Source organism: Mucilaginibacter lappiensis, from assembly GCF_900155965.1.
Classification (GTDB): Bacteria; Bacteroidota; Bacteroidia; order Sphingobacteriales; family Sphingobacteriaceae; genus Mucilaginibacter; species Mucilaginibacter lappiensis.
In genome coordinates, this window is sequence record NZ_FTMG01000008.1 from 180356 (window position 1) to 204284 (window position 23929).

At 40.0% G+C, this 23929-nt stretch carries 15 protein-coding genes; 12 read left to right on the plus strand and 3 right to left on the minus strand.

Features of this window, described 5'->3' with window-relative positions; genetic code table 11:
* Nucleotides 1–3 precede the first annotated feature (3 nt).
* From BW976_RS16440 to BW976_RS16485, 11 genes are all read left to right on the plus strand, one after another.
* Nucleotides 4–1605, plus strand: a complete 1602-nt coding sequence (locus BW976_RS16440; RefSeq protein ID WP_076374410.1) for a SusD/RagB family nutrient-binding outer membrane lipoprotein — start codon at nt 4–6, stop codon at nt 1603–1605.
* 421 nt (nt 1606–2026) lie between these two features.
* The gene (gene ku, locus BW976_RS16445; protein ID WP_076374411.1) at nt 2027–2797 is read left to right on the plus strand and encodes a non-homologous end joining protein Ku; all 771 of its coding nucleotides are present in this window, start codon (nt 2027–2029) and stop codon (nt 2795–2797) included.
* 2 nt (nt 2798–2799) lie between these two features.
* A complete protein-coding gene (locus tag BW976_RS28895) occupies nt 2800–3447 on the plus strand; it encodes a DNA polymerase ligase N-terminal domain-containing protein (protein ID WP_084192223.1) in 648 nt (215 codons plus the stop codon).
* A gap of 20 nt (nt 3448–3467) precedes the next feature.
* Nucleotides 3468–5294, plus strand: a complete 1827-nt coding sequence (gene ligD / locus BW976_RS16450) for a DNA ligase D (RefSeq protein WP_084192224.1) — start codon at nt 3468–3470, stop codon at nt 5292–5294.
* Nucleotides 5295–5471: 177 nt separating this feature from the next.
* On the plus strand, nt 5472–6071 hold the full coding sequence (locus BW976_RS16455; RefSeq protein ID WP_076374412.1) for an RNA polymerase sigma factor: 600 nt from the start codon (nt 5472–5474) through the stop codon (nt 6069–6071).
* Nucleotides 6072–6138: 67 nt separating this feature from the next.
* Nucleotides 6139–7332, plus strand: a complete 1194-nt coding sequence (locus tag BW976_RS16460; protein ID WP_076374413.1) for a FecR family protein — start codon at nt 6139–6141, stop codon at nt 7330–7332.
* Nucleotides 7333–7538: 206 nt separating this feature from the next.
* Nucleotides 7539–10877, plus strand: coding sequence for a TonB-dependent receptor (locus tag BW976_RS16465; protein ID WP_084192226.1), 3339 nt, complete (start codon nt 7539–7541; stop codon nt 10875–10877).
* Between the two features lie 22 nt (nt 10878–10899).
* Entirely contained in the window at nt 10900–12492 is a 1593-nt protein-coding gene (locus BW976_RS16470) for a RagB/SusD family nutrient uptake outer membrane protein (RefSeq protein ID WP_076374414.1), read from the plus strand.
* Nucleotides 12493–12635: 143 nt separating this feature from the next.
* The gene (locus BW976_RS16475; protein ID WP_076374415.1) at nt 12636–14168 is read left to right on the plus strand and encodes a glycoside hydrolase family 28 protein; all 1533 of its coding nucleotides are present in this window, start codon (nt 12636–12638) and stop codon (nt 14166–14168) included.
* Nucleotides 14140–16431, plus strand: a complete 2292-nt coding sequence (locus BW976_RS16480; protein WP_245834720.1) for an alpha-N-acetylglucosaminidase — start codon at nt 14140–14142, stop codon at nt 16429–16431. Before BW976_RS16475 ends, BW976_RS16480 begins: the two co-directional genes overlap by 29 nt.
* Before the next feature lies 1 nt (nt 16432).
* Complete coding sequence (locus BW976_RS16485; RefSeq protein ID WP_076374416.1) at nt 16433–17596, plus strand: acyltransferase family protein; 1164 nt, start codon at nt 16433–16435, stop codon at nt 17594–17596.
* A gap of 72 nt (nt 17597–17668) precedes the next feature.
* On the opposite strand, the gene BW976_RS16490 is transcribed toward BW976_RS16485, so the two are convergent.
* Nucleotides 17669–17866: a hypothetical protein gene (locus tag BW976_RS16490; RefSeq protein WP_076374417.1), complete on the minus strand. Its 198-nt coding sequence runs from the start codon at nt 17864–17866 to the stop codon at nt 17669–17671.
* Between the two features lie 75 nt (nt 17867–17941).
* A complete protein-coding gene (locus BW976_RS16495; protein ID WP_076374418.1) occupies nt 17942–20290 on the minus strand; it encodes an alpha-amylase family glycosyl hydrolase in 2349 nt (782 codons plus the stop codon).
* Nucleotides 20291–20818: 528 nt separating this feature from the next.
* Between BW976_RS16495 and BW976_RS16500 the strand changes: the two genes are divergently transcribed.
* Complete coding sequence (locus BW976_RS16500; protein ID WP_076374419.1) at nt 20819–22447, plus strand: DUF6377 domain-containing protein; 1629 nt, start codon at nt 20819–20821, stop codon at nt 22445–22447.
* 85 nt (nt 22448–22532) lie between these two features.
* On the opposite strand, the gene BW976_RS16505 is transcribed toward BW976_RS16500, so the two are convergent.
* Nucleotides 22533–23456 (minus strand): S1C family serine protease, encoded by a 924-nt coding sequence (locus BW976_RS16505; RefSeq protein ID WP_076374420.1) that lies wholly within the window; start codon nt 23454–23456, stop codon nt 22533–22535.
* Nucleotides 23457–23929 lie beyond the last annotated feature (473 nt).

Here is a 23929-nt window from a genome sequence, read left to right on the forward strand (position 1 = left end):
AAGATGAAAAAAATATTTATATATAGCGCTGTCTTATTATCGCTTATAGCGTCATTAAGCTCCTGTAAGAAAACGATTGATAAGAATTATAACAATCCGGAATTATCAACAAAGCCTATCATAAGCGGCTTTTTTACCGCTATGTTAAATAGCGATCGCGTTAGACCCGCTTATTGGAATCTGCGTACGTTTTTCTTTCCACAGATATCTGTTTATGCGCAAACCACAACATTTGATAATGTATCAACTGCTTATAAGCACAGAGACGATTATATTGGTCAATACTGGTCGGACTTTTACTATCCGTCAGGTAATGGAAGTGGACCTATGGCTGTATACCGTGCTATGCAGGCGTCTTATTCTGCTCTATCCAAATCAGATCAGGCAGATCAGTTAGTTTATATGGAGGCGGCTAAAATAGTTTTAGCCGAGCGGGCCGCTAAAATGATTGATATCTGGGGTGATATCCCTTTTACACAAGCAGGCAGTCTTGAAACAACAAGTAATATTAAGAACCCTGTTTTTGATGATAGCAAAACGCTTTATAATTCACTCATCAGTGATCTTAATGAAGCCGCAACTTATTTTGGAGGAGTAAAACTAGCAGGGAATGTGCAATCTGCATTTAACAAAGCCGATATTTTGAATAGTGGCAGCGTGCTAAAATGGCAAACTTATGCCAACTCGGCTCGTTTACGTTTGTTAATGCGTATATCAAATGTAGATGAAGCAACTGCCAAAGCCGCCGTTACAACCATGTTAAGTAACCCTACAGCGTATCCACTTGTTGATGGTGCTAACAACGGTAGTTACAGCCCTTTGAGCTCTGATATTCTTTTACAGCCATTAACTACCACAACTAACAGTACGCTATCTTCTGCTTTAGTTGAGATCGATAGTTATTGGGCTCCCGACTACAAGTTAAATAAGGTGATGCTACCTTCAAACGACCCCAGGATAAGAGTTATGTTTGATAAATATGGTCAAACTGTAAGCGGTAAATTTGTTCCTAACAAAACCTACCGGGCTATGCCAATAAGTTATGGATCTGGACAACAGGATACTGCCTTTTTCAAATATTCTATTGTGGATTCGGCAACATTTATAAATAACATTAAAATGCCTGGTATCGTTATCACTGCTTCAGAAGTTAACTTTTTGAAAGCAGAAGCTTATGAGCGCTGGGGATTGGGTGATGCGTCGGCAGCTTATAATACCGCGTTAAAGCAATCCATTACTTTTTATTATTATCTTAATAGTATAGGTCAGGGTACTGAAGCTGCTCCAACAACTACAGAAATCGATGCCTTTTTAGCTAATAGTAACATTAATTATACCCTGGCGGCTGATCAAACGCATAAGCTGGCTTTGATTTATACTCAGAAATGGCTTCATTTCGGCTTTTTACAATCTGATGAGGCCTGGGCAGAATATAGGAGAACAAAATATCCTGCATTGACATTCCCGGTTGAAACTGCAACGGATTACCAAAATCCTCCAACCAGGCTTTTGTATCCAACGGTTGAAACTGGTTACAACACCAATTACAATACGGTGAAGGCCAAAGATACCCGCACAACAAAAATATTCTGGGATGTAAATTAATACCATAGTTGATTAAGGGGGGCACCATGGTGGGTGCCTCTTTTTTACTGTTTTCTATAGTAAAGAGGCTGTATCATAAATCATGATCAGCCTCTTTTTTTTATTTATTCAGATACTTAAGCAATGTATAGTCTTGGTTGGCTCCATTAACAAAAGTGGGTTTACATGTTTTTTGAGAAAAATTACATAATTAATTGATTATCAGTTATGTAAATTGATGTCGACCATAAATTGTGTAAACCATGTAAACCCACTTTTTGTATAATATTATCGGTTGAATTTCAATTCATAGGCAACACAACACCAAGGATGGGCAATTTGATTTGTGGTACAGCCTCTTTTGTTGAATGATTTTATTTTGATGCAAACCAGGCAAGGCTAATTGGGTTATACCATAAGAAGTATTCTTAAACATTTTAGTATGAGGGCAATATGGAGAGGGTCAATCGGGTTTGGACTGGTTAGCATCCCAATTAAGTTATATTCTGCTGTACAAACAAGTTCTCTTGATCTGGATATGCTGGATAGTAGGGATCATTCCCGGATTCGGTATCAGCGTGTTAATGAACAAACGCATAAAGAGGTGCCGTATGACAAAATTGTTAAAGGCTTTAAGCTTAAAGATGACTATGTAATAGTTGAAGAAGGTGATTTTGCGGATGCGGCTCCCGAAAAAAGCAAAGTGATCGAGATAGAAAATTTTGTCGACATCGCCGACATCGACCTCATGTATTATGAAACATCCTATTACATCGAGCCTGATATTTCTACTAATAAAGCTTACGCTCTTTTATTAAAGGCTATGGTAAAATCTGGAAAAGTTGGTTTGGCACGCTTTGTATTACGTAATACCGAAAGTTTGTGTATCGTGCACCCGTCAGACAATATACTGGTAGTAACCCGGATTCGTTTTGCCCAGGAAATCAGATCAACGGATGAGTTAAATATTGCAGATGATGTTGGGATCACTAAAAAAGAACTGGATGTTGGTTTGGCGCTGATCAAGCAATATACCGAGCACTTTGATATCTCTAAATTTAAAGACGAGTATAGTAATGAACTGATAAACATTATTAAGGCTAAAGCAAAAGGAAAACGACCAACCATCAAAAAACTAAAACCACATAAAACTACAAGCGATGATTTATATGAGCAATTGATGGAAAGTTTGCAAACCAAGAAAGGAGCATAAAAATGGGCTTAACGGATTATATCAAAAAGCGCGATTTTAAACAAACTTCTGAGCCTAAAACTGGCAAAAGCACAGGTAAAATGCTGTCTTTTGTAGTGCAGCGGCACCATGCCACTAATTTGCATTATGATTTTAGATTGGAGTTGGATGGAACTTTAAAGAGTTGGGCTGTGCCTAAAGGGCCTTCGATGAATCCTGGCGACAAACGCCTGGCTATGATGGTAGAAGATCATCCCATTGATTATCAACACTTCGAAGGTATTATTCCTAACGGTAACTATGGGGCCGGGGTTGTATTGATATGGGATCATGGTACTTATGAATCACTGGCTGAAGATCGGGCCGATGATGTGAAAACATTAAGGGTCGGTTTAAAAAGTGGTAACCTGAAATTTAAATTAAACGGCGAAAAGTTAAAAGGTGAATTTGCCCTGGTGAAATTGCATAATGCCGAAAATAATGCCTGGCTGCTGATTAAGCATTCGGATGATTTTGCTGTCAAAAGAAAATACAGCAGTGAGGATCTGGTGCCTGCCGACATAAAAAAAATGCGAAATAACAAAAACGGAGAAGCAACTGCGTTACCAGGCCTGAAAGAAAAAGAGGGCAAAAAAAAAAGCCCAGCCCCCAAAAGCATGAAAATCGTATAGCTGAAAAAGCCTATGCGCCCATGATGGCTAAATTAGAAACCAAAGTTTTTGACCAAAAGGGCTGGATCTATGAACGTAAATTGGATGGCTATCGCGCGATTGGATACACGGGTAAAAACGCGAAACTGATCTCGCGCAAAGGGATAGATTTTAGCGAGAGGTATGATAAAGTAATAGATGAGCTAAAGCTGATCGATCAGGATGCTATATTGGATGGTGAACTGGTTATTGAGGATAAAAGTGGTAAAAGTCGTTTCCAGGATATCCAGCATTATGAAGGCGACAGTGCTAACTTGATCCTTAAATATTATGTTTTTGATCTGTTGAACCTTAAAGGGCACGATTTGCGCAACCTGGAATTAGTGAAACGCAAAAAGCTATTGAAAGCACTGATAGAGCCATTGAACACTGATACTATAATTTACAATACACATATTGAAGGTAATGGGGCTGATCTATTTAAAAAAGCACAGTCCTTAGGATGGGAGGGGATCATCGGTAAAGATGAAGAAAGTACTTACCAAAGCGAAAAGCGATCAGACAGGTGGTTGAAGTTTAAATTACGAAACTCGCAGGAAGCTATTATTTGTGGTTATACTGCACCTGGAGGATCAAGAAAATATTTCGGGGCTCTGGTATTGGGCATTTATGAAGGTGAAAATATCCGGTACATTGGTAATTGCGGAACAGGCTTTAATGAAAGCAGCTTAAAAGAACTGTATGAAAAATTACGCCTCTTAGAAACAGATAAAAAACCGTTCAAAGAAAAGGCCCATCAGACCACTAAAGTAACCTGGCTCCGGCCCGAATTAGTTTGTGAGGTTTGGTATGCGGAATGGACGGCGGATGGCCATTTAAGGCAGCCCGTTTTTAAAGGATTGAGAATAGATAAAGACACAGAGAACGTAATTATGGAAACACCCGAAAAACAAATGGCGGATGAAGAGACTATAGAATTTGGCCGTACAAAGTTGAAAGTAACACATCTGAATAAAATTTTCTGGAAGCAGGAGGGTATTACCAAGGGCGAATTAATTAGCTATTATCATAGTATGGCTGATTGGATTGTGCCTTATTTAAAAGATAAGCCTATATCTATGCGCCGCCAACCCAATGGTATTGATGATGGCGGATTTTTTCAAAAAGATGTGGACATCACACACTTGCCTGCCTGGATAAAAACCGAACCTCTTCACTCTGAAAGTAATGATAAAGATATCAACTATATCATCGGGAAGGAGGCAGCGACTTTACTGTATATGGTAAACCTGGGCTGCATCGAAATTAATCCATGGTTAAGCTCCTACAAGAAACCAGATAATCCGGAGTTTGTGGTGATCGATCTTGACCCTCATGATGTGCCGTTTACCGAAGCTGTAGAGACTGCTTTAAAAACAAAGGAGGTATTTGAACGGATGCACCTTGAGGTTTTTATTAAAACATCAGGTTCAAAAGGTCTGCATATTTATTGTTACCTGGATGCAAAATATGATTACGATTTTGTTAAAATGTTTGCTGAGTATACAGCCAACCTGATTCATCAGGAATTGCCTGATACAACCAGTGTGGAAAGAAGCCCGGCTAAAAGAAAAAACAAGATCTACATTGATTTTTTACAAAACAGGCGCGGGCAAACAGTCGTCTGCCCTTACTCTGTTAGGCCGAAGCCCGGTGCAACGGTTTCGACTCCTTTACATTGGCATGAAGTAAATGATCAGCTTAAATTGTCGGACTATACGATTTATAACATTCCAGAAAGGGTAAAGAGAATACAAGATCCCTGGGAAAATTTAACAACCACTCCTGGAGATTTAAAAGCAGCACTTAAATTAATAAAAGGTAAATAACTTATTCAGGTCCTTAATGTTTCTATAATTGCGTTCTTTCCGTGGCAAGTACTATCGTACAAAATTCTATTGTAGTTTATTATGCAAAAGATTGAAAAATTGTATCTTCTTTTATGTTAAATTAGTTTGACCGGAACGAATTTTACATAAATTTAAAACATAATTAACAGAATCAAATTGGCCATAAAACCCATTCCTAATGAAAGTGAATTAATAAAGCAAGTAGCCTGTGGCAGCGAACGTGCTTTTACAAAGCTTTTTGATGCCTATTACAGGCAGTTGGGCGAATATGTGGTAAGGTTGACAGAATCTGTTGAATTGGCCGAAGAAATTGTACAGGATGTTTTTATAAAGATCTGGACTAAAAGAGAATGCCTTACCGAAATAGACAACTTTAGTTATTATCTGTTTATTATCAGTAGGAACCAGACCTACAATTTCCTGCGGAAAAAGGCAAGTGAACGGGTACGACAATTAGCCTGGGAAAAACAATTTGAAGAGGAGATCTATGAATTGGATCAGGTAAGTACAGAAGAATCCTATCGTATCCAGATAGATAAGGCAATCAATAAATTACCACCACAACAACAAAAAGTTTATCTTCTAAGTCGTAACGAACGGTTAAAGTACGAGGATATAGCTGCGGTTTTAAATATCTCTGCAGAAACCGTTAAAAAGCACATGAAACTGGCCCTGCGTGCCATTAAAAATAGCATCAGTTTGGAAAATAATGATGTTATAGTTTTGATCTTATTGACCCCGTTGATTTTTAAATAAAAATATTTTTCAGGCATTACCCCTTTTCTAATCCTTTTGGGTCTTTAGGGATATAAGACTGAAAAGCATGTCTGAAAGATTAACTTATTTATTCCGTCGATACTTTGATAAAACAGCAACCGTACAGGAAAGGGATGAGCTTATGCAGCTTATCAATGATCCTGGGTCTGAAGCAGTGGTTACTTCATTGATGGAAGAAATGTACATGTCTGGTGAGCAGGTAGGGCATGATCCCTTTGTTGAAGGTAAGCGGAAAAAAATACTTAACGCAGTTTTAGGTGAAAATTCAATAACCGATTTTACAGATAAAGTAGTACCAATAACCCGAAATAAGTTTTTATGGGTAAGGTATGCTGCTGCCATCGCTATATTTTTAGGTTTATCTGTTGGTTTATATGTTTATGTTAAGCGAAGTTCTTTAGGACAGCTTGCTATAACCAAATCCCGCAATGATGTAAAGCCCGGTGGAAATAAAGCTATTCTGACACTTTCAAATGGTGCAAAGATCATATTGAATGATGCAAAAGATGGAACGCTGGCTCAGCAGGGGAATGCCTCAGTTGTAAAGCTGGCAAACGGTGAACTGGCCTACAAACAAGGTGTATCTGCTGATGAGGCGCCTGTTTATAATACCATGTCGACTCCGCGTGGAGGGCAATATAAACTACAATTGCCCGATGGTACCATGGTTATGCTTAATGCCGAATCATCCATTACTTATCCCATCGCATTTACAGGTAAAGAAAGGATCGTTACGATATCTGGAGAGGCTTATTTTGAAGTTGCCAAGAATAAAAAAATGCCTTTCCGGGTGCACTTTGGCGATCAAACGGTTGAGGTATTAGGTACACATTTTAATATTTGTGCTTATAAAGACCAGCCTGATTTTAAAACAACACTTTTAGAAGGCTCAGTGAAAATTTCAAAAGGTAGCGAAAACCAATTATTAGCACCGGGTCAACAGGCGGTGTATGAGCCCGGCAGTCATAAGTTTAACGTAAAAACGGTAGACATTGATGATACTTTGGCCTGGACGAACGGACATTTCCTTTTTGACAATACAGATATTGACAATGTGATGCTTCAATTAGCCCGATGGTATAACATTGAGGTGGTTTATAAAGGTCCTAAGCCAACCTTGAAGTTTACAGGAGAAATTAGAAAAGATAGCAATCTTTCGAGGGTATTGAGAATTCTGGAATCGACCGGTGGAGCAAAGTTTACGATCAGCGGCAACACGGTAATAGTAGAAAAGGAATAATAGATAAGAATTTAACCAATTAATCAATTAACCCATTAACCCATTAAAACCTTTATAAGGATGAGAAAACGCAAGACATAACCTCTGGAAAAAGGGTATTCAAAAGCAAGCCCCCCCGGATTCCGGCCAGGGAGGCTAAATGATTGGATCAACCCAAAGTACAATTGTATCCATTGATTTTAAACTTAACCCAAACATTCAAATGTATGAAACTACTTCTACATTCTAAAGCTCCTATGCCCTATGGCCAGGGGTTTAATGATACAAACCTACTCGATAGCTATTTTAAACAGGTACTACGGATAATGAAACTAACGGGCGTCCTTCTATTTGTACTAACCATGCATCTGAGCGCATCCACAATGGCTCAAAAAGTTAGCCTTTCCAAAGAAAACGGCGACCTGAAATCAGTTTTGAAGGAATTGCGCAAACAAACAGGGTATTTGTTTATGTATAACAACCAGGTTATCAAAAAAGCCCGGCCCATATCTATACACGTTACCAACACGGAGCTTAGTGAGGTGCTGATCAGAATATTTAAAGATCAGCCGTTGACCTACGAACTGGATGACAATACCATCATCATCAAGGAACCAACCCATTCATCGGATAATGATCAAACCGAGAAACAGGTCCCAATACGTATTACTGGTAAGGTAGTGGATAAAAAGGGTGTCTCTATTCCGGGGGTAACCGTACAGATTAAAGGTACTTCAACGGTTACCTCAACTTCGGCTGATGGGACTTTTGCTATCAATGCCGAAAAGGGGAGTGTTATTCAATTCCGTTTTATTGGCTTTGAAATGAAAGAGGTATTGGTCGAAAACCAAACAACACTCACCATTACGCTTAACGAGGATCAGAAAGGTTTGAATGAAGTAGTGGTGGTGGGTTATGGTACCAGTACCAAAAAAGAATTGACCAGCGCCATCTCAACTGTAAAAGCAGAGTCTTTTAATGCCGGTGTGGTTGCGACCCCAGCTGACCTTTTAGAAGGCAAGGTAGCCGGTTTGAATATCACCAATGATGGTAACCCCAATGGAACGGCAACCGTAACACTTCGCGGCCCCTCATCATTAAGGGCAGGAGCGGCTTCCACACCCTTTTATGTAATTGATGGCGTCCCCGGAGCTGATTTTAACCTAGTAGCTCCATCTGACATCGCATCGATTGATGTTTTAAAAGATGCATCGGCATCGGCTATTTATGGTACCAGGGCTACCAATGGTGTAATTATCGTTACTACAAAAAAAGCCAAGCCCGGCCAACTGCGAATGAGTTATGATGCCTACGCTTCTATCCAAAAAATCTCTAATCGATTTGAAGTAGCCTCGGCCGATCAGTTAAGGGCCTATGTTAAAGCAAATGGCCAAAGTTTTACGCCTGCAAATGATAACGGGGGCAATACAGACTGGGCAAAAGAAGTGGAAAGAAATACCGGCTTCTCTCAAAACCATAATTTATCCTTCGGTGGAGGTACTGATAAAACAACCTTTGGCGGTAGTATCAATTACCTCGAAAACCAGGGTATTGTAAAAGGGAGCGGCTTGGACAGGTTTGTGGGCAGGCTTAACTTATCGCAAAAGACCCTGAATGATAAATTGAAACTGGATTTCTCCCTGAGCAATTCTGTAACCAATTCTGATTTGATTGTTAATGATATCCCGCTCACAACTACCAACGGTCAAAATCCGAGTTTATTTAAATCTATAGTTCAATATCTGCCTACCCGCACAGTGTACAATGCCGATGGCACTTTATATACTGACCCTACCTTGTTGTTAGGTTATAATCCGGTGGGGCTGATAACGAATGATACTTATAAACAGAAAATAAACCTCATGCTGGGTAATATAAAAGGTGTCCTAACCTTGCCCGCAGGTTTCTTGTATAATTTTAACTTGGCCTATCAAAGCAGAACAACCAATAATAATACCTATCATAATTCAGTATCGGAATTGGCGCCAAATCTAGGAGGTCAGGCCATTCGCTCCACTTATGAGGATACCAAAAAACTATTTGAAAACTACCTAAGCTATGTGCACAATTGGAATAATCAGCATGATTTTAAAATATTGGCTGGTTATTCTTATGATGAAACTACAACCGGGAACGGGTTTCAATCATCCAACCAAAATTTTGTTTCGGATGATACGGGATATAATAACCTTGGCCTGGGTACGCCTCCTGCGGGTTACCTGGTAAACTATGGAACTGTTCAGGTGGAGACCTTGCGACTGATCTCGTTTTATTCCCGCGTAAACTATAGTTACCTGGGTAAGTACATTTTCCAGGCTTCTTTAAGGCGCGATGGTTCTAACGCTTTTGGTGCCAATCATCGCTGGGGGTACTTTCCAGCAGCTTCAGCGGCCTGGCGGATAATTGATGAATCGTTCATGAAATCTCAAAATCTGTTTGATGACCTGAAAGTACGTATAGGTTACGGTAAGACCGGTAACTCGCAGGGATTCCCGGCCTACACGCCTTTAACCCAATACGGAACAACGGGTAGCTTTTATTATAATGGCAGTTATATTGGTGCTATTGGGCCTACGCAAAACCCAAATCCAAATCTGAAATGGGAAGCTACCGCTACGTTAAACGCTGGTATCGATTTTTCTTTATTCCAGGGAAGGCTTGGCGGATCTGTGGATGTGTATAATAAGAAAACAACAGATATGATCTCAGTTATCCCTGTATCAACAGTAACGAACCTGGTATCAACGTTAACTGCTAACGTCGGCAGCATGAGCAATAAAGGTGTGGAAATAGCACTTAACGGCTCTCCCATAAAATCCGGTGCATTTACCTGGGATACTTATGGGAACATTTCTTTTAACAAAAATAAAATAACCTCCTTAGGGGCAAATTTGTCAAAGATATACGCGGGTTTCCCAGAAGCACCTGGTCAGAGCGGTATCCACGTATCCATCATCGAAGCCGGTTATCCGCTGGGTGAGTTTTATACCCTGAAATATTTAGGCAGAACCAATGGGGTTTCTACCTTCCTGGGTGCTAATGGTCAGCCAACTACCACACCACAAAGTACAGATCAGGTTTATGCTGGTAATGCCCAGCCAACCTATACGTTTGGATGGGGGAATAATTTAACATATAAAAATTTTAGTCTTAACTTCTTTTTCAGGGGGCAGGGTGGTAATAAGATCATGGATGCTTCCCTTGCAAGCTTTAACCAGCCAACGCAGGCCTCGGCACACAATGTACCTACCTTAACTTTAAGCGAACCGGGTAACGATGTGAATGCCAATTTGTTTTCAACCAGGTACCTGGAAAGCGGCACTTTTGTGCGATTAAGTAATGCTACGCTGGCTTATAAATTTAAAGTTCCGGGTAATTATATTCATGGTGTACGGGTTTACCTCACCGGTACCAACCTGTTTATCATCACCAAATACAAAGGTGTTGACCCTGAATTGAACCTGAGTTTAAATAACCAGGCAAGCGGTCAGTTCATAGGGGTGGATTACAATAATTTTTATCCTAAAACACGGAGTTACCTGGCTGGTGTTCAAGTAGATTTATAATTAACCATTAAGATCAAACAAGATGAATCGTATTAAACAACATATAGTTTTTAGTTTTTTATCGGTAGGTATGGCTTTGGTGGCCTTACAAAGCTGCACAAAACTCGATGTAGTACCTGTATCAACACTTACTCCGGCCAACTTTCCTAAAACACCTGCCCAGTTTGTGGCTGCAACAGGACCTATCTATACCAATTTTCGTGGCACCCCTGGGCGTAACCTTTGGCTTACATTAAATCTGAGTACCGATGAAAATGTACTGGTTGCCCGCGGCGGTAACTGGTTGGACGGCGGTACTTATTCAACCCTTAACCTGCATACTTACACACCGGATAATACCATATTTGAGGATGACTGGACATGGGGTTTTTCTACCATTAGTACCTGTAACCAGGTGCTGTCGTTGTTCTCATCTGTGGCAGAAAGCGCTGCTAAAGACCAGACTGTAGCCGAAATAAAAACCATGCGGGCGATGTCATACTTTTATATGATGGATCTGTTTGGCAACGTGCCTATTTCCAAAACATTTGGCGATACCACCAACCTGGGTACACAGACCCGTGCACAGGTTTTTGCCTTTGTTGAAAGCGAATTATTGGCCCAGGTCCCTAACCTGAGCGGTAACGTAGATGTTTCAACTTATGGCAGGCCAACAAAATATCTGGCCTACACTATATTGGCCAAAATGTACCTGAATGCGTCCTATTATATCGGCACCCCAAGGTATCAGGATGCGGTGACCATGTGTGATAATGTTATCAAGGACAGTAAATACGCCCTGGATGCCGATTATCTGGGTATGTTTAAACCTAATAACGGTCCGCAGATAAAGGATTTTATTTTTGCTATTCCTTATGATGGAAACTTGGCACAGGGACAGTATTATGCCCGATGGACATTACATCCGGCGCTGAAAACCAAATACAGTATGCCTTATGCACCTGATGGGCCAATGTATACATTTCCAACTTTTTACGCTCTTTTCAATGATGCTAATGATATCCGCAAAAAACAATATCTGACTGGGAAACAATATAATAATGACGGAACTCCTATATTGATCACCACAACAAACAAAGGTCTTGATGATAGTTACAGTGGGTCAGATCCGGGTGGGGTAGTAGTGCACCAACTGGAGTTTACCCCTAATATTGTTTGGAGGAACAACGCCACATTTGATATCGGTAATGATGAATTAGCCAATGAAGAGGGTTACCGGAATAATAAATTTTATCCCGACAGCACCTCTACCTCCCGTAACCAGGGAAATGATGTGCCACTCTTTAGATATGCAGATATATTGATGATGAAGGCCGAGGCTATTTTGAGGGGTGCCACTGCAACCAATGGGGACTCTCCGCTGTCATTAGTTAACCAGGTAAGAAGTCGCGCAAAGGCAGCGTCGCTTGCGTCTGTATCTCTTTCAGATATTCTGGATGAGCGTGGTCGTGAGTTTGCTGTTGAATGGTGGCGTCGTAATGACCTGATCCGTTTTGGACAATATGAAAAAACATGGGGTATCAAAACAGATGCAGATCCCAATCATCGCATATTTCCGATTCCGAATCCCGAAATTCAACTAAATCCTAAACTGAAGCAAAATCCAGGCTATTAATAATCCGGATTTAAGATCCCCGGCCATTTATGGTCGGGGACTTATTCGGTATAACTTTTTCTGATAAAAGTAATTACTTTAACGGCCATAAAACTTTGATTAGTAAAAGTGCTTTTTTAATATAAAAGCCTTTATAAAACATTATGAGAACAACCCTATTATTCATAGTTTCAGTAATCCTCATTAATACAGCATCAGCGCAGCACAAGGTATATAATATTAAAACCCTTGGAGCGATAGCTGATGGTAAAACCGATAACACCCTGGTTATCCAAATGGCTATTGATCGGGCTTTTGAAGCAGGAGGTGGTACTGTTTGGTTTCCTGCTGGTAAATTTGTGACCAGCGTTATCCATATACGATCAAATGTGGAATTACATCTCGCAGATGGTGCTGAATTATGCGCATCTGTTAAACGCATTACCTATGGCCCCGGAAAAGCATCTCCTCTGATCCGGGCAGAAGGGCAGCAAAATATTTCGATCACTGGAAAAGGTACCATCAACGGACAAGGCGAAGCTTTGTTAAAGGATATTTACCGGATGCTGAACGAAGGCACACTGAAAGATGCAGAATGGAAAACATATAACGACTGGCATCAATTACGTCCGGAGGAAGATAACAGGCCTAAACTCATCGTTTTTGAAAAATGTGATAAGGTTACCCTTAAAAATATCACTATTAAAAATGGCTTATGCTGGATACAAGATTACAGAAGCTGTACCAACATGATTATTGACAGTATCCAGGTGGTCAGTAATACATTTTTAAACAATGATGGGGTCGATCTGGTCGATTGTAAAAATGTAAGGCTAACCAATAGTTTTTTTAATGTAGCCGATGACGGGATCTGTCTGAAATCATCTGATCCACAAGGCGCCTGCGAAAATATATATATTGCTAATTGCAGAATACGTTCAAGCGCCAGTGCTTTTAAAATAGGAACGGCATCTTGGGGTGGGTTTAAAAAAATAACAGTTCGGAATATTTATGTATATGATACCTATCGCTCAGCCATAGCCATTGAATCGGTGGATGGCGCTGTGATAAGTGATATTGATATCAGGGATATCATTGCAAAAAATACAGGTAATGCCATCTTTATCCGCTTGGGAAAACGCAATAAAAAAAGCCCGCCAGGATCAATTAACAATGTTTACATTGGGAATGTTAAATGTGAAATACCCAGCGGCAAACCAGATGCGGGCTATCACATGGAAGGACCAACCGAGCAGTTTGCCCATAATGTTTTCCCTTCTTCTATTACAGGTATACCGGGCTTTGCACTCAATAATATTACTTTAGAAAATATCGCGATCACTTATAGCGGTGTAGCCAAAAAAGAAGTGGCTTATTTTAATACTGATTCCCTGACCAAAATCCCTGAGAAAATAGCCAGCTATCCTGAGTTCTCCATGTTTGGTGAATTACCAGCCTCCGGGTTTTATGTAAGGCATGCTGCCGGTATAAAAATGAAAAATATACATGTAACTTATGCCGGTAAAGATTTTCGTACTCCTTTTATTTTTGATGATGTAAACAAGCTGACTCTTGAAAAGGTGAGCGTTATCCATACTGATGTATTGCCTATCATGATCCTGAACAATGTAAAAGAACCCTTATTGCAGGATATTCAACTGCCAAGAGATGATAAGAAATTTATTAAAATACAATAGCTTATTATTAATGATGTGGGGTAAAAAAATATTAAAAGAACTAAAAATGATAATAGGTAATAAAGGTCACCTCAAATGTTTATTGGCGTGTTTTATTTGTAGTGTTTTTACCAATGTACATGCGCAATTAAACCTGTCGGCTTCTTATGCACTTATTAAAAGAGTAATACCAGCTTATTCGCAGAAATTTAAAGTCCAGGCACTCCAAAGCAATACTTCCAAGGATGTTTTTGAGGTTGATGGTGCAAACGGGATGATCATTCTACGTGGCAATAATGGCATTGCTGTGGCTTCGGCGCTGTATTATTATTTAACGCAGTACACACATTGTCAAATCACCTGGAACGGGACGAATTTAAATTTACCCGCCAGATTACCTATTCCTGCAAAAAAAGTCAGGAAAAGTACGCCTTATGATTACCGATACTATTTAAACTATTGCACCTATAGTTACAGCATGAGCTGGTGGGATTGGAAACGCTGGGAAAAGGAGATTGACTGGATGGCTTTGCATGGTATTAGTATGCCCCTGTCCATTACCGGGCAGGAATACGTTTGGAATAAAGTATATAGCGAAATGGGATTTAGCAAAGCCGATATGCAGGATTTTTTTACCGGCCCGGCTTACTTCGGATGGTTTTATATGGGTAATATGGATAAATGGGACGGCCCTTTACCAGAAAGTTGGATCAATAACCATAAAGACCTGCAATTAAAGATTTTGCAAAGAGAAAGAGAATTAGGTTTAAAACCTGTATTACCAGCCTTTACCGGGCATGTTCCTGCTTCGTTTAAAACACATTTTCCAAAGGCTAAGCTCAAGCAAACCAATTGGAAAAACGGGTTTGCCGATACTTATATCCTGGATTCGGAAGATCCTTTGTTTGCAGAGATCGGCAGGAAATTTATCCAGGAACAAACCAGGATTTACGGAACGGATCATTTGTATTCGGCGGATACCTTCAATGAAAACGAACCGCCATCCAATGATCCAAAGTTTTTGGCCGAGTTGAGCGCAAGGGTGTATGATGGGATGAAGGGTGCTGATCCGAAAGCGGTTTGGGTAATGCAAGGCTGGTTGTTTTACAGCGACCGCGAGTTTTGGCACGATGAGCAAATTAAAGCTTTATTAAATGCGGTGCCTAATGAGCAGATGATCGTTTTGGATCTAAACACAGATTTTGAACCTATCTGGAAGCGTACCAATGCCTTTTATGGAAAACCATGGATCTGGAATATGCTACATAATTATGGTGGCAATATCAGTTTATTCGGCAGGATGGATGCGGTGGCAAAGGAGCCTGCTGCGGCTCTTCATGATCCGGCTTCAGGTCGAATGGTGGGTATTGGCCTAACCATGGAAGCTATTGAGCAAACGCCGGTGTTGTACGAATTGATGACCCAGAATACCTGGCAAAAAGAACCAATTGATTTGGATAAATGGCTGCCCGAATATATCCTTAATCGTTATGGTATAAAAAGTGCAGCAGCATTGGAGGCTTGGCAAACACTGCGGAATACCGTTTTTAACGGAAAGGATATTCGTGATGGTGCCGAATCGATCATCACCGGTAGGCCCACGCTTGATTCCGCGACTGTTTGGACACGCACCAGGTTGAATTATAAACGCATAAACCTGTTACCTGCATGGGATAAAATGATAGAGGCTATTCCGGCCTGTCAGAAAAGTGATGGTTTTAATTATGATCTGGTTGATGTTTCGCGCCAGGCATTAGCTAATTATGCAAGGCCACTACAGTTAAAATGGCTGAAAGCTTATCATGATAAGGATTGTCAGGCATTTGATCAATATACTACCAAATACCTGGAGCTTATTACGGATATGGATAAGTTACTTGCTACCCGAAAGGATTTTTTACTGGGCCCGTGGATAGCAGATGCACGCAACTGGGGGACTAATGATGATGAAAAAAAATTATATGAGCGTAATGCTCGCAACCTGATCACCCTTTGGGGTGACGAAAATAGTCCGCTGCATGAATATTCATGCAGGCAATGGAGCGGTTTACTAAATGATTTTTATAAGGTACGCTGGCAACAGTTTTTTGATCTGATAGGTGCGTCGTTAAAAGATAACAAGACTCCCGATCTTAAAGCTTTTGATAAATCGATCAGCTCTTGGGAATGGCAATGGGTTAATATCCGGAAAAGTTATCCCATATCGCCTTCAGGAAACAGCGTGATTGTTGCTGAACAATTGCATAAAAAGTACAGGAATGTAATGGGAGAGGATTTAAAATAAGATGGAAACAAATGCTACCTCAAATTTTGTGAAGTCGCCCCGTTTGCTATCGCTTGATGCCCTGCGTGGTTTTGATATGTTTTGGATCATGAGCGGGGAGGGGGTTATCCATGCGCTTGCTAAAGCTACCGGCTGGCCGTTATTTTTATGGATGTCTGGTCAGCTACACCATACCGCCTGGAACGGTATTACATTTTATGATATGATCTTTCCGTTGTTTTTATTTATCGCTGGGGTTTCTATGCCTTACTCCATGAGTAACAAGATCAGTAAATATCAGGTAGCTTATCCTTATTTATTGCCTTCTGCCGTAAAAAGAGAGATCTACAAATCGATGGTCAGAAGAACGCTGATCCTACTTTTTTTAGGTATGGTAGTTAACGGATTATTTAAGTTTAATGGTTATGAAAATACCCGCTTTGCCAGTGTGCTGGGGCGTATAGGTTTGGCTTGGTTTTTTGCAGGTCTCATCTATCTGAACTTCGGTTTACGGGGACAGGTATGGTGGTTCGGTATATTATTACTGGGCTATTGGGCTGCTATGGAACTAATTCCGGTTCCTGGCTATGGAGCCGGCGTTTTAACGATGAATGGCAGCCTGGAATCCTACATTGATCGTTTGCTGCTTCCAGGCAGGTTACATGATAAAGTACATGATCCGGAAGGGATATTGTCTACCATTCCGGCAATTTGTACGGCTATGTTGGGCATATTTACCGGTCAGTTTTTAAAATACGAATCAGTGAAATGGCCTATGTGGAAAAAAGGGCTTGGACTTTTTATTGCAGGCCTGGTATTAATATCCCTGGGTATGTTATTGGATATGGTTTTTCCGATCAACAAACGTTTATGGACAAGCTCTTTTGTTTTATTTGTTGGAGGATGGAGTTTGATTTTTCTTTCGGTCTTTTATCTCATTATAGATGTTGCTGGCTACCGTAAATGGGCTTTCCCATTGGTGCTTATTGGGGTAAATTCTATCGTAATATATTTGGCATCTGAAGGAGTGGTAGATTTTCAGCACACGGCCAATTTCTTCTTTGGTGGACTTATTCATCATTTAGCTCAAAATTGGCAAACTTTCTGGACTGCCGTTTCTATAGTTATTATACAGCTCACCCTTCTCTATATTTTATACCGGAATAAAATTTTTCTGAAGATATGATCTGTTATATAGCTACAATAAATCGACTGTCTGGAAAGTCTTCCAAACAGTCGATTTAATCCCATTTTTGAATTAATGGTTAGTTATAGTTCGTTTGGTAAGAATAGCCTTTTGATAGTCATAGGTAATACCTGAGGGCTTAACTACTGTCTGTGTTTTTATTGGTAAGGTTTCTTTTGGTGCCGTTTGTGGTTTAATATTTGTGTCTTTTTTGCAGGACGAAAAACTGATAAGCAGGCTAACCACTAAGAGATAAATCAACTTTTTCATTGTTGTATTTTTAGGTTTATGAATTAATAAACTGATGTTTAGATGTATGCAATGGTGTTTTAAACGATTGGTGGCTTACGTACCTGTAACTGGGTTTACAAATTGCCACATGGCGCTGTACCAACCAGCTTGCGCCCCGGCATACTCCGCATATCCGGTTAGGTGTTCAATATTGATCCACTCGTTAGTTTGCCATCTGTTTTGGATATAACTCCAGCCATCTGTTGCGGTAGCTGTAGACCACATAGCACTGTACCAGGTGGTGTTTCCTGTTGTGCACTCCACGTTGCCATTTTGGTCTTCTACATGCATCAAATTTCCGGTTGCACGATTCTTAAGAAGATAATAGCCATTGCCAGCATCTATTTTAGTCCATTGGTAAGCATTGGTTGTAGCACTGGTTCCATAAGCTACTTTGCCATTCCCGGCGTCATATAAATAATTATTGGCCTGATAACGGTTTACGATCTGGTAATAAGTAATAGAGCCGCTGGTACCCGGGTTACTGTCGTACCAGGTGCCATTTACATACCAGCCTGTTTTATTTCTGCTCAAATTGTCTGTTTGGTTTGATCCATCGTTGAATATAAGATTGGTTGAGGTAATATTGGTAAAGGTATAGCTGTACCAACCATTGCCATTATTGGTCATAGTTACACCTGGCCAGGATCCATCAGCAAGAACACCAGAAGGCAGTGCATTCCACCAATAGATCTTAATGCCGGTACTCCAACCTGGAGGAGGCGAAAAATATACTGTGAACGAGGTGCCCGGAGTAACTGTAATAGATGAAGTAGCTGTTTTGGAGCCGTCCTGTGTTTTTACAGTGATGGTAGCTGTACCTGCTGCAATTGCGGTTACCAGGCCGGTTGCGCTTACCGTGGCAACGGCAGTGTTACTGGAGGTCCAGGTAACATTAGTGTTTGTTGCATTTGTGGGTGCAATAGTTGCGATTAATTGCTGCGTAAGACCTGCGGCTATGGTTGCACTTGTTGGTGCCACACTTACACCGGTAACCGGTACCTGTGCCACATTCTGGTTGGTATAAACCAGGTACTGAAAGCTATTTAATGTTTGTGTAGCCCCTGATGTTAGCGTAACTGTGGTTCCTGAATAGGCATCTTTGTAACTGCCCGCCAGGGCGGAAGGAATGGTATAAGTGGATGAATTACCCCTGAGATTTACCAATACAACTACTTTTTCGGAGCCCGAAACTTTGGTGAATGCGCAAACATTGGCATCGGAGTAATTAGTCATAGTGCCACGCCTAATGGCCGTACTTGATGTTCGGTAATTGAGCACTTTAGCAAATTCAGCGGTTACGTTGGCATTCTGCGACCAGTCTATTTTTACATTGGTGTAAGGCCAAAAAATTTGCTGATTAAAGGCAACCTCCTGGCTTCCAAATAAGAAAGGAACGCCTCTCATATAGGCACATACTACAAAATTGGCCATTACACCCGCACTTCCTCCAAAAATGGTTAAAGCGTTACCATCGCTTGATCCGTCAACATCGTGGTTATCTGTGTATCTGATCACTTGGTTTGTACCGGAGGCATTGGCATATTCGTAATTGGTGCTATTGGTAATATCGGTGGCAACGTTATCACCATTTTTACGGATAGGTTTTAACGCGTTATAATAAAACTGATCACCAAAATTATAATCAAATCCACCCTGAAAAAGGTTTTGATGATCACCTTCTGCAAACATTAACAAATTGTGTGTAGTTATCCCTCTGAGACTGCCAATGGCCTGCGTCCAGAAATCAAGCGGAGGATTGTTCGCAAAATCACACCGGAATCCATCAATGTTAGCTGCAAATACCCAGTAGCGCATAGCATTGATAATGGCCGTACGCATGCTGGTATTCGAAAAATTGAGCGCGGCTACATCCGGAAATGTGGCCAATTGCAAGATATTACCACTGCCGTCACGATTGTACCAGTCGGGATGTTGGGTTGTCCATGGATGATCCCAGGAGGTTCCATTAACTACAAAATCAAGGATAACCGCCATGCCCCGGCTATGTGCACCATCTACAAGTGCCTGTAGATCTGATAAGGTACCATATTCCGAACCCACAGAAGTAAAGTCTTTTATACAATAAGGGGATATGGAACTTTTAGCATCTGTACCGTGTGGATACACCGGCATCAAATAAATAACATTTGTACCAACCGCTTTAATGTTATCCAGGCGGGCGGTTACCCCTGCCAGATTGCCAGCCGTACTGAAGGGACGGATATTGACCTGGTAAAGGTTTACATCCATAGGGTTTGGCACACCAGCGAATGGTGTTCCGTATTGCGCCGGATCCTGGCCAAACGCACTTTGCGACAAAGCAATCAAAAAAAGTGATACTGCTAAATTTCGGATCCGCTGGATAAAGTTTTGTAAAAGATAATAGCTTTTTGTTTCCATAATATATGTTGTTTTATTGGTTGCAATACATGTTTGCCTAAACTGTCAAGGTCAACTTAACTATGGTTTTCTGTACCGGGATTTCAATCACATGGAGTATATCCTGATATTTCAGAAGCCCGAAGATGGTGACCTGATTTTAAAGCAAAAAGATAATTGGTTGTAGTAAGCATGATTGGTTATGTCATGCAAATCAAAGCTAAATCACTTAGGATATATTTTGGAAGAGGATAGTATTCAATATAGATATCTTTGTGAGTTGTGTTTTATAATTTATTGGTAATTAGATATTTATGTTATTTTTGGGTAATTGCAATATAGATTATTGTAGTATAATAATATTGGATATAAGCTTTAGAAGAAGTTTACCAGATAGCCTATTTAATGGAATTTATACAGTCAATCGCGGATTGGTTTGGTTTGCTTCTAAATAAAATATAAGAACATATGAATGTTTGAGACATGATCTCGTGACAATCGATTTTCTTTATATTAGTTCTGCCTCTTCCGAACCTAAGGGTACACATCATGAAACTTAAATTGATTTTTATTACTTATTTGCTATCTGGGATATATTCTTCCGGGAATGCCTGCGGGTTGGTAGTAGATTCCCTTTTGAGCAAGCTTAACATAGTATTGGCTAATAAGGAGCGTTTTGTAAACCAGAAACGAACTCGTATTAAAGGCTTGACTAATCAATTAAACATGGTAAACGGTTTAACGGGGAAATATAATATATATCAGAATTTGTATGATGAATACAAAAACTACAGCTACGATTCCGCCTATCACTATGCCAAACAACTGCAGATTACAGCCCGTCATCTCCATGATCCTCAACGATTGGCTTTTGCCAAGATGGAACTGGGTTTTACGCTCATCTCTTCAGGCATGTTTAAAGAAACCTTAGAAACTTTAAACAGTATTAATATCTCACATCTATCTAAGGATAATAAAATTGACTATTATTTTTTAAAAGCCCGAAGCTATTTTGATCTGTCTGATTTTGATCGTAACATCGACTATTCTGATGTCTATAATCCAAAAGGTATCCAGTGTATTGATTCTGCTTTAGTCTTTTGCTTGCCGGGTAGCTATAATGACCTCGCTTTGAAAGGATTAAAGGATTTGAGAACAGGTAATTACCAGGAAGGGCTTCAAAATTATACCCGTCTGCTGCAGTTAAAGGGATTATCTCCGCATCAGTTTGCTATAAATGCCTGTTGTATGAGCTATATATATGAGGTGCTTGGCGATCAGGAAAAATCCATTAACCTGTTGATCCGCGCTGCTATAGCTGACCTGCAATCGGCTACAAAAGAAACCGTGGCTATTTACAAGCTGGCAGATTTTTTATATAAAAAAGGAGATTTGAACAATGCATTCATTTACATTAAGCAAGCAATGGATGATGCTACATTTTACGGAGCCAGACATCGTCAGGTAACCATCAGCAGCATATTGCCTATTATTGAAGTTCAACGCATCAATACTATCGAGCAGCAACGCCGGTCGTTGTTTATTTATGCATCGATTATTACAGTACTGATTTTGTTTGTTGTAGTATTCGCAGTGATTATTTTTAGGCAGCTTAAGAAACTACGCATAGCCGATGACTTAATCAAAGCAGCCAATACTTCATTGCAACAAAACAACCGTATGCTGGAAGAGTTGAACCGGAATTTGAGTATTGCGAACAAGATCAAGAATGAATACATCGGGTATTACTTTAATATTAATTCCATTTATATTGATAAACTGGAAAGCTTTCAAAAATCAATAGAGAAAAAATTAAGTAATAAACGGTATGACGACGCACAGACAGCTATTAAAAACCTCAATCTGGAAAGTGAAAGACAACAGCTGTTTCACACCTTTGATAAGGTTTTCCTTCAATTATTCCCTGATTTTATCAATAAGTTTGATGAGCTGTTTCAACCCGAGGAGCGGATCTGCGTAACTGAGGGACAATTGCTCAGTACAGAGCATCGAATTTTTGCACTGATCAGGATGGGTATACATGATACCGATCGTATTGCCAAATTGCTCAGTTATTCGGTCAATACGATATATGCTTACAAAAATCGTATCAAAAACAAATCATTTATTCCCAATGATGAATTTGATGACCACATTATGGCTATTGAAGCTATATGAAATTTAAACATAAAAACTCCGGACGACTATCAGTCCGGAGCTTTTATGTGGTGGTCTCCGAATTTAGATAAGGGATAATTACCAATTAATTTTTTTGGATGGGCGTAACCCGAAACTCAGTTTTATAATTGTTTCTCAATACACCTATAAATTGAAATTGTCCTATTTTTTCTTCAGATAACATTTTAAAAAGAGTGTCTGAGCTTTCAATAGCTACATCATTAAATGAAAATAATATGTCCCCGCTTTGAATACCAGCCTTGTCTGCTGGACTTCCTTTCGCTACATCAGAAATAAACAACGCCTGTTTATTCTGTACTTCGGCTATTGTTCTCAATTTAGGCACAATATCTATTTGCTGTAATACCAAACCCAGATAAGCCCTTTTGACTTTTCCAAAACGTATCAGTTGACTAGCTATATCTTTTGCTATATTGATACTTATGGCAAAACATAATCCCTGGGCTCCACTTATTGTGGCAGTATTAACGCCAATTGCTTCTCCATCTGTATTGATCAGCGGGCCACCGGAGTTTCCGGGGTTCAAAGCTGCATCCGTCTGGATCATGCTGTCCATCAATCGTCCATTTTGGCCTTGAAGCGTTCGGCCCAGGGCGCTTACAACTCCTGCTGTTACGGTATGCTGAAAGCCTAACGGGTTTCCAATGGCTATAACCAATTGACCTATAGCCAAAGATTCTGAATCGCCCATATGAACGGGTATAAAATCTGAGGCCGATATTTTTAATATAGCCAGATCCGTATCCTGATCCTGGCCAACCAGAGTGGCTACATGCGTGGTGCCATCATGCATCTTAACTTTAATAAGCTCAGCCTGTTGTACCACATGGCTGTTAGTAAAAAGATACCCGTCTGAAGAAAATAAGAAACCGGAACCCGAGCCAACTGGCTGTTCTTTTCCTTTTTGTTGTTTAAAGAGTTCGATTTTGACCACTGCCGTTTTAACTTTCTCTACGGCATTAATAATGGTCGAAGAATACTGATCCATATAAATCCTTTCAAACACTAGCCATCAATAAATGAACCCTTTGAAAAACTCTGTAATAATTTCCGTATTTCCTGATAAATCGATTAAAAAAGCATGCTGTTTTGTCATCCACTAGTTTTAAATAGAGGTGATCATATCGTTCGTCTACAGCCGTTATCCAATCTTCGGCCATAATCTAAACATCTTTCATAGTTTATTAATATTCTTATCTGGTGTACAACTTATTTAAATATTATTATATTAGCTCTGCCAATTAAAAAGTGTTATTAGGACATTTATTGTTCTTCACAACCTATTGATAATAAAATATTTACCTGATAATTTCTGGTTGATAAAGTGCACTTATCAACTTTTTATCAGAAACAGCAAGTAATACATAACCCCCTCTTACTCCACCCTTGAGTATCAGGGCGTGTCATTATTTGCCCTTGCCCAGGCACCCGGTATCGGGTATTGCTTATATCAGCCTTTTT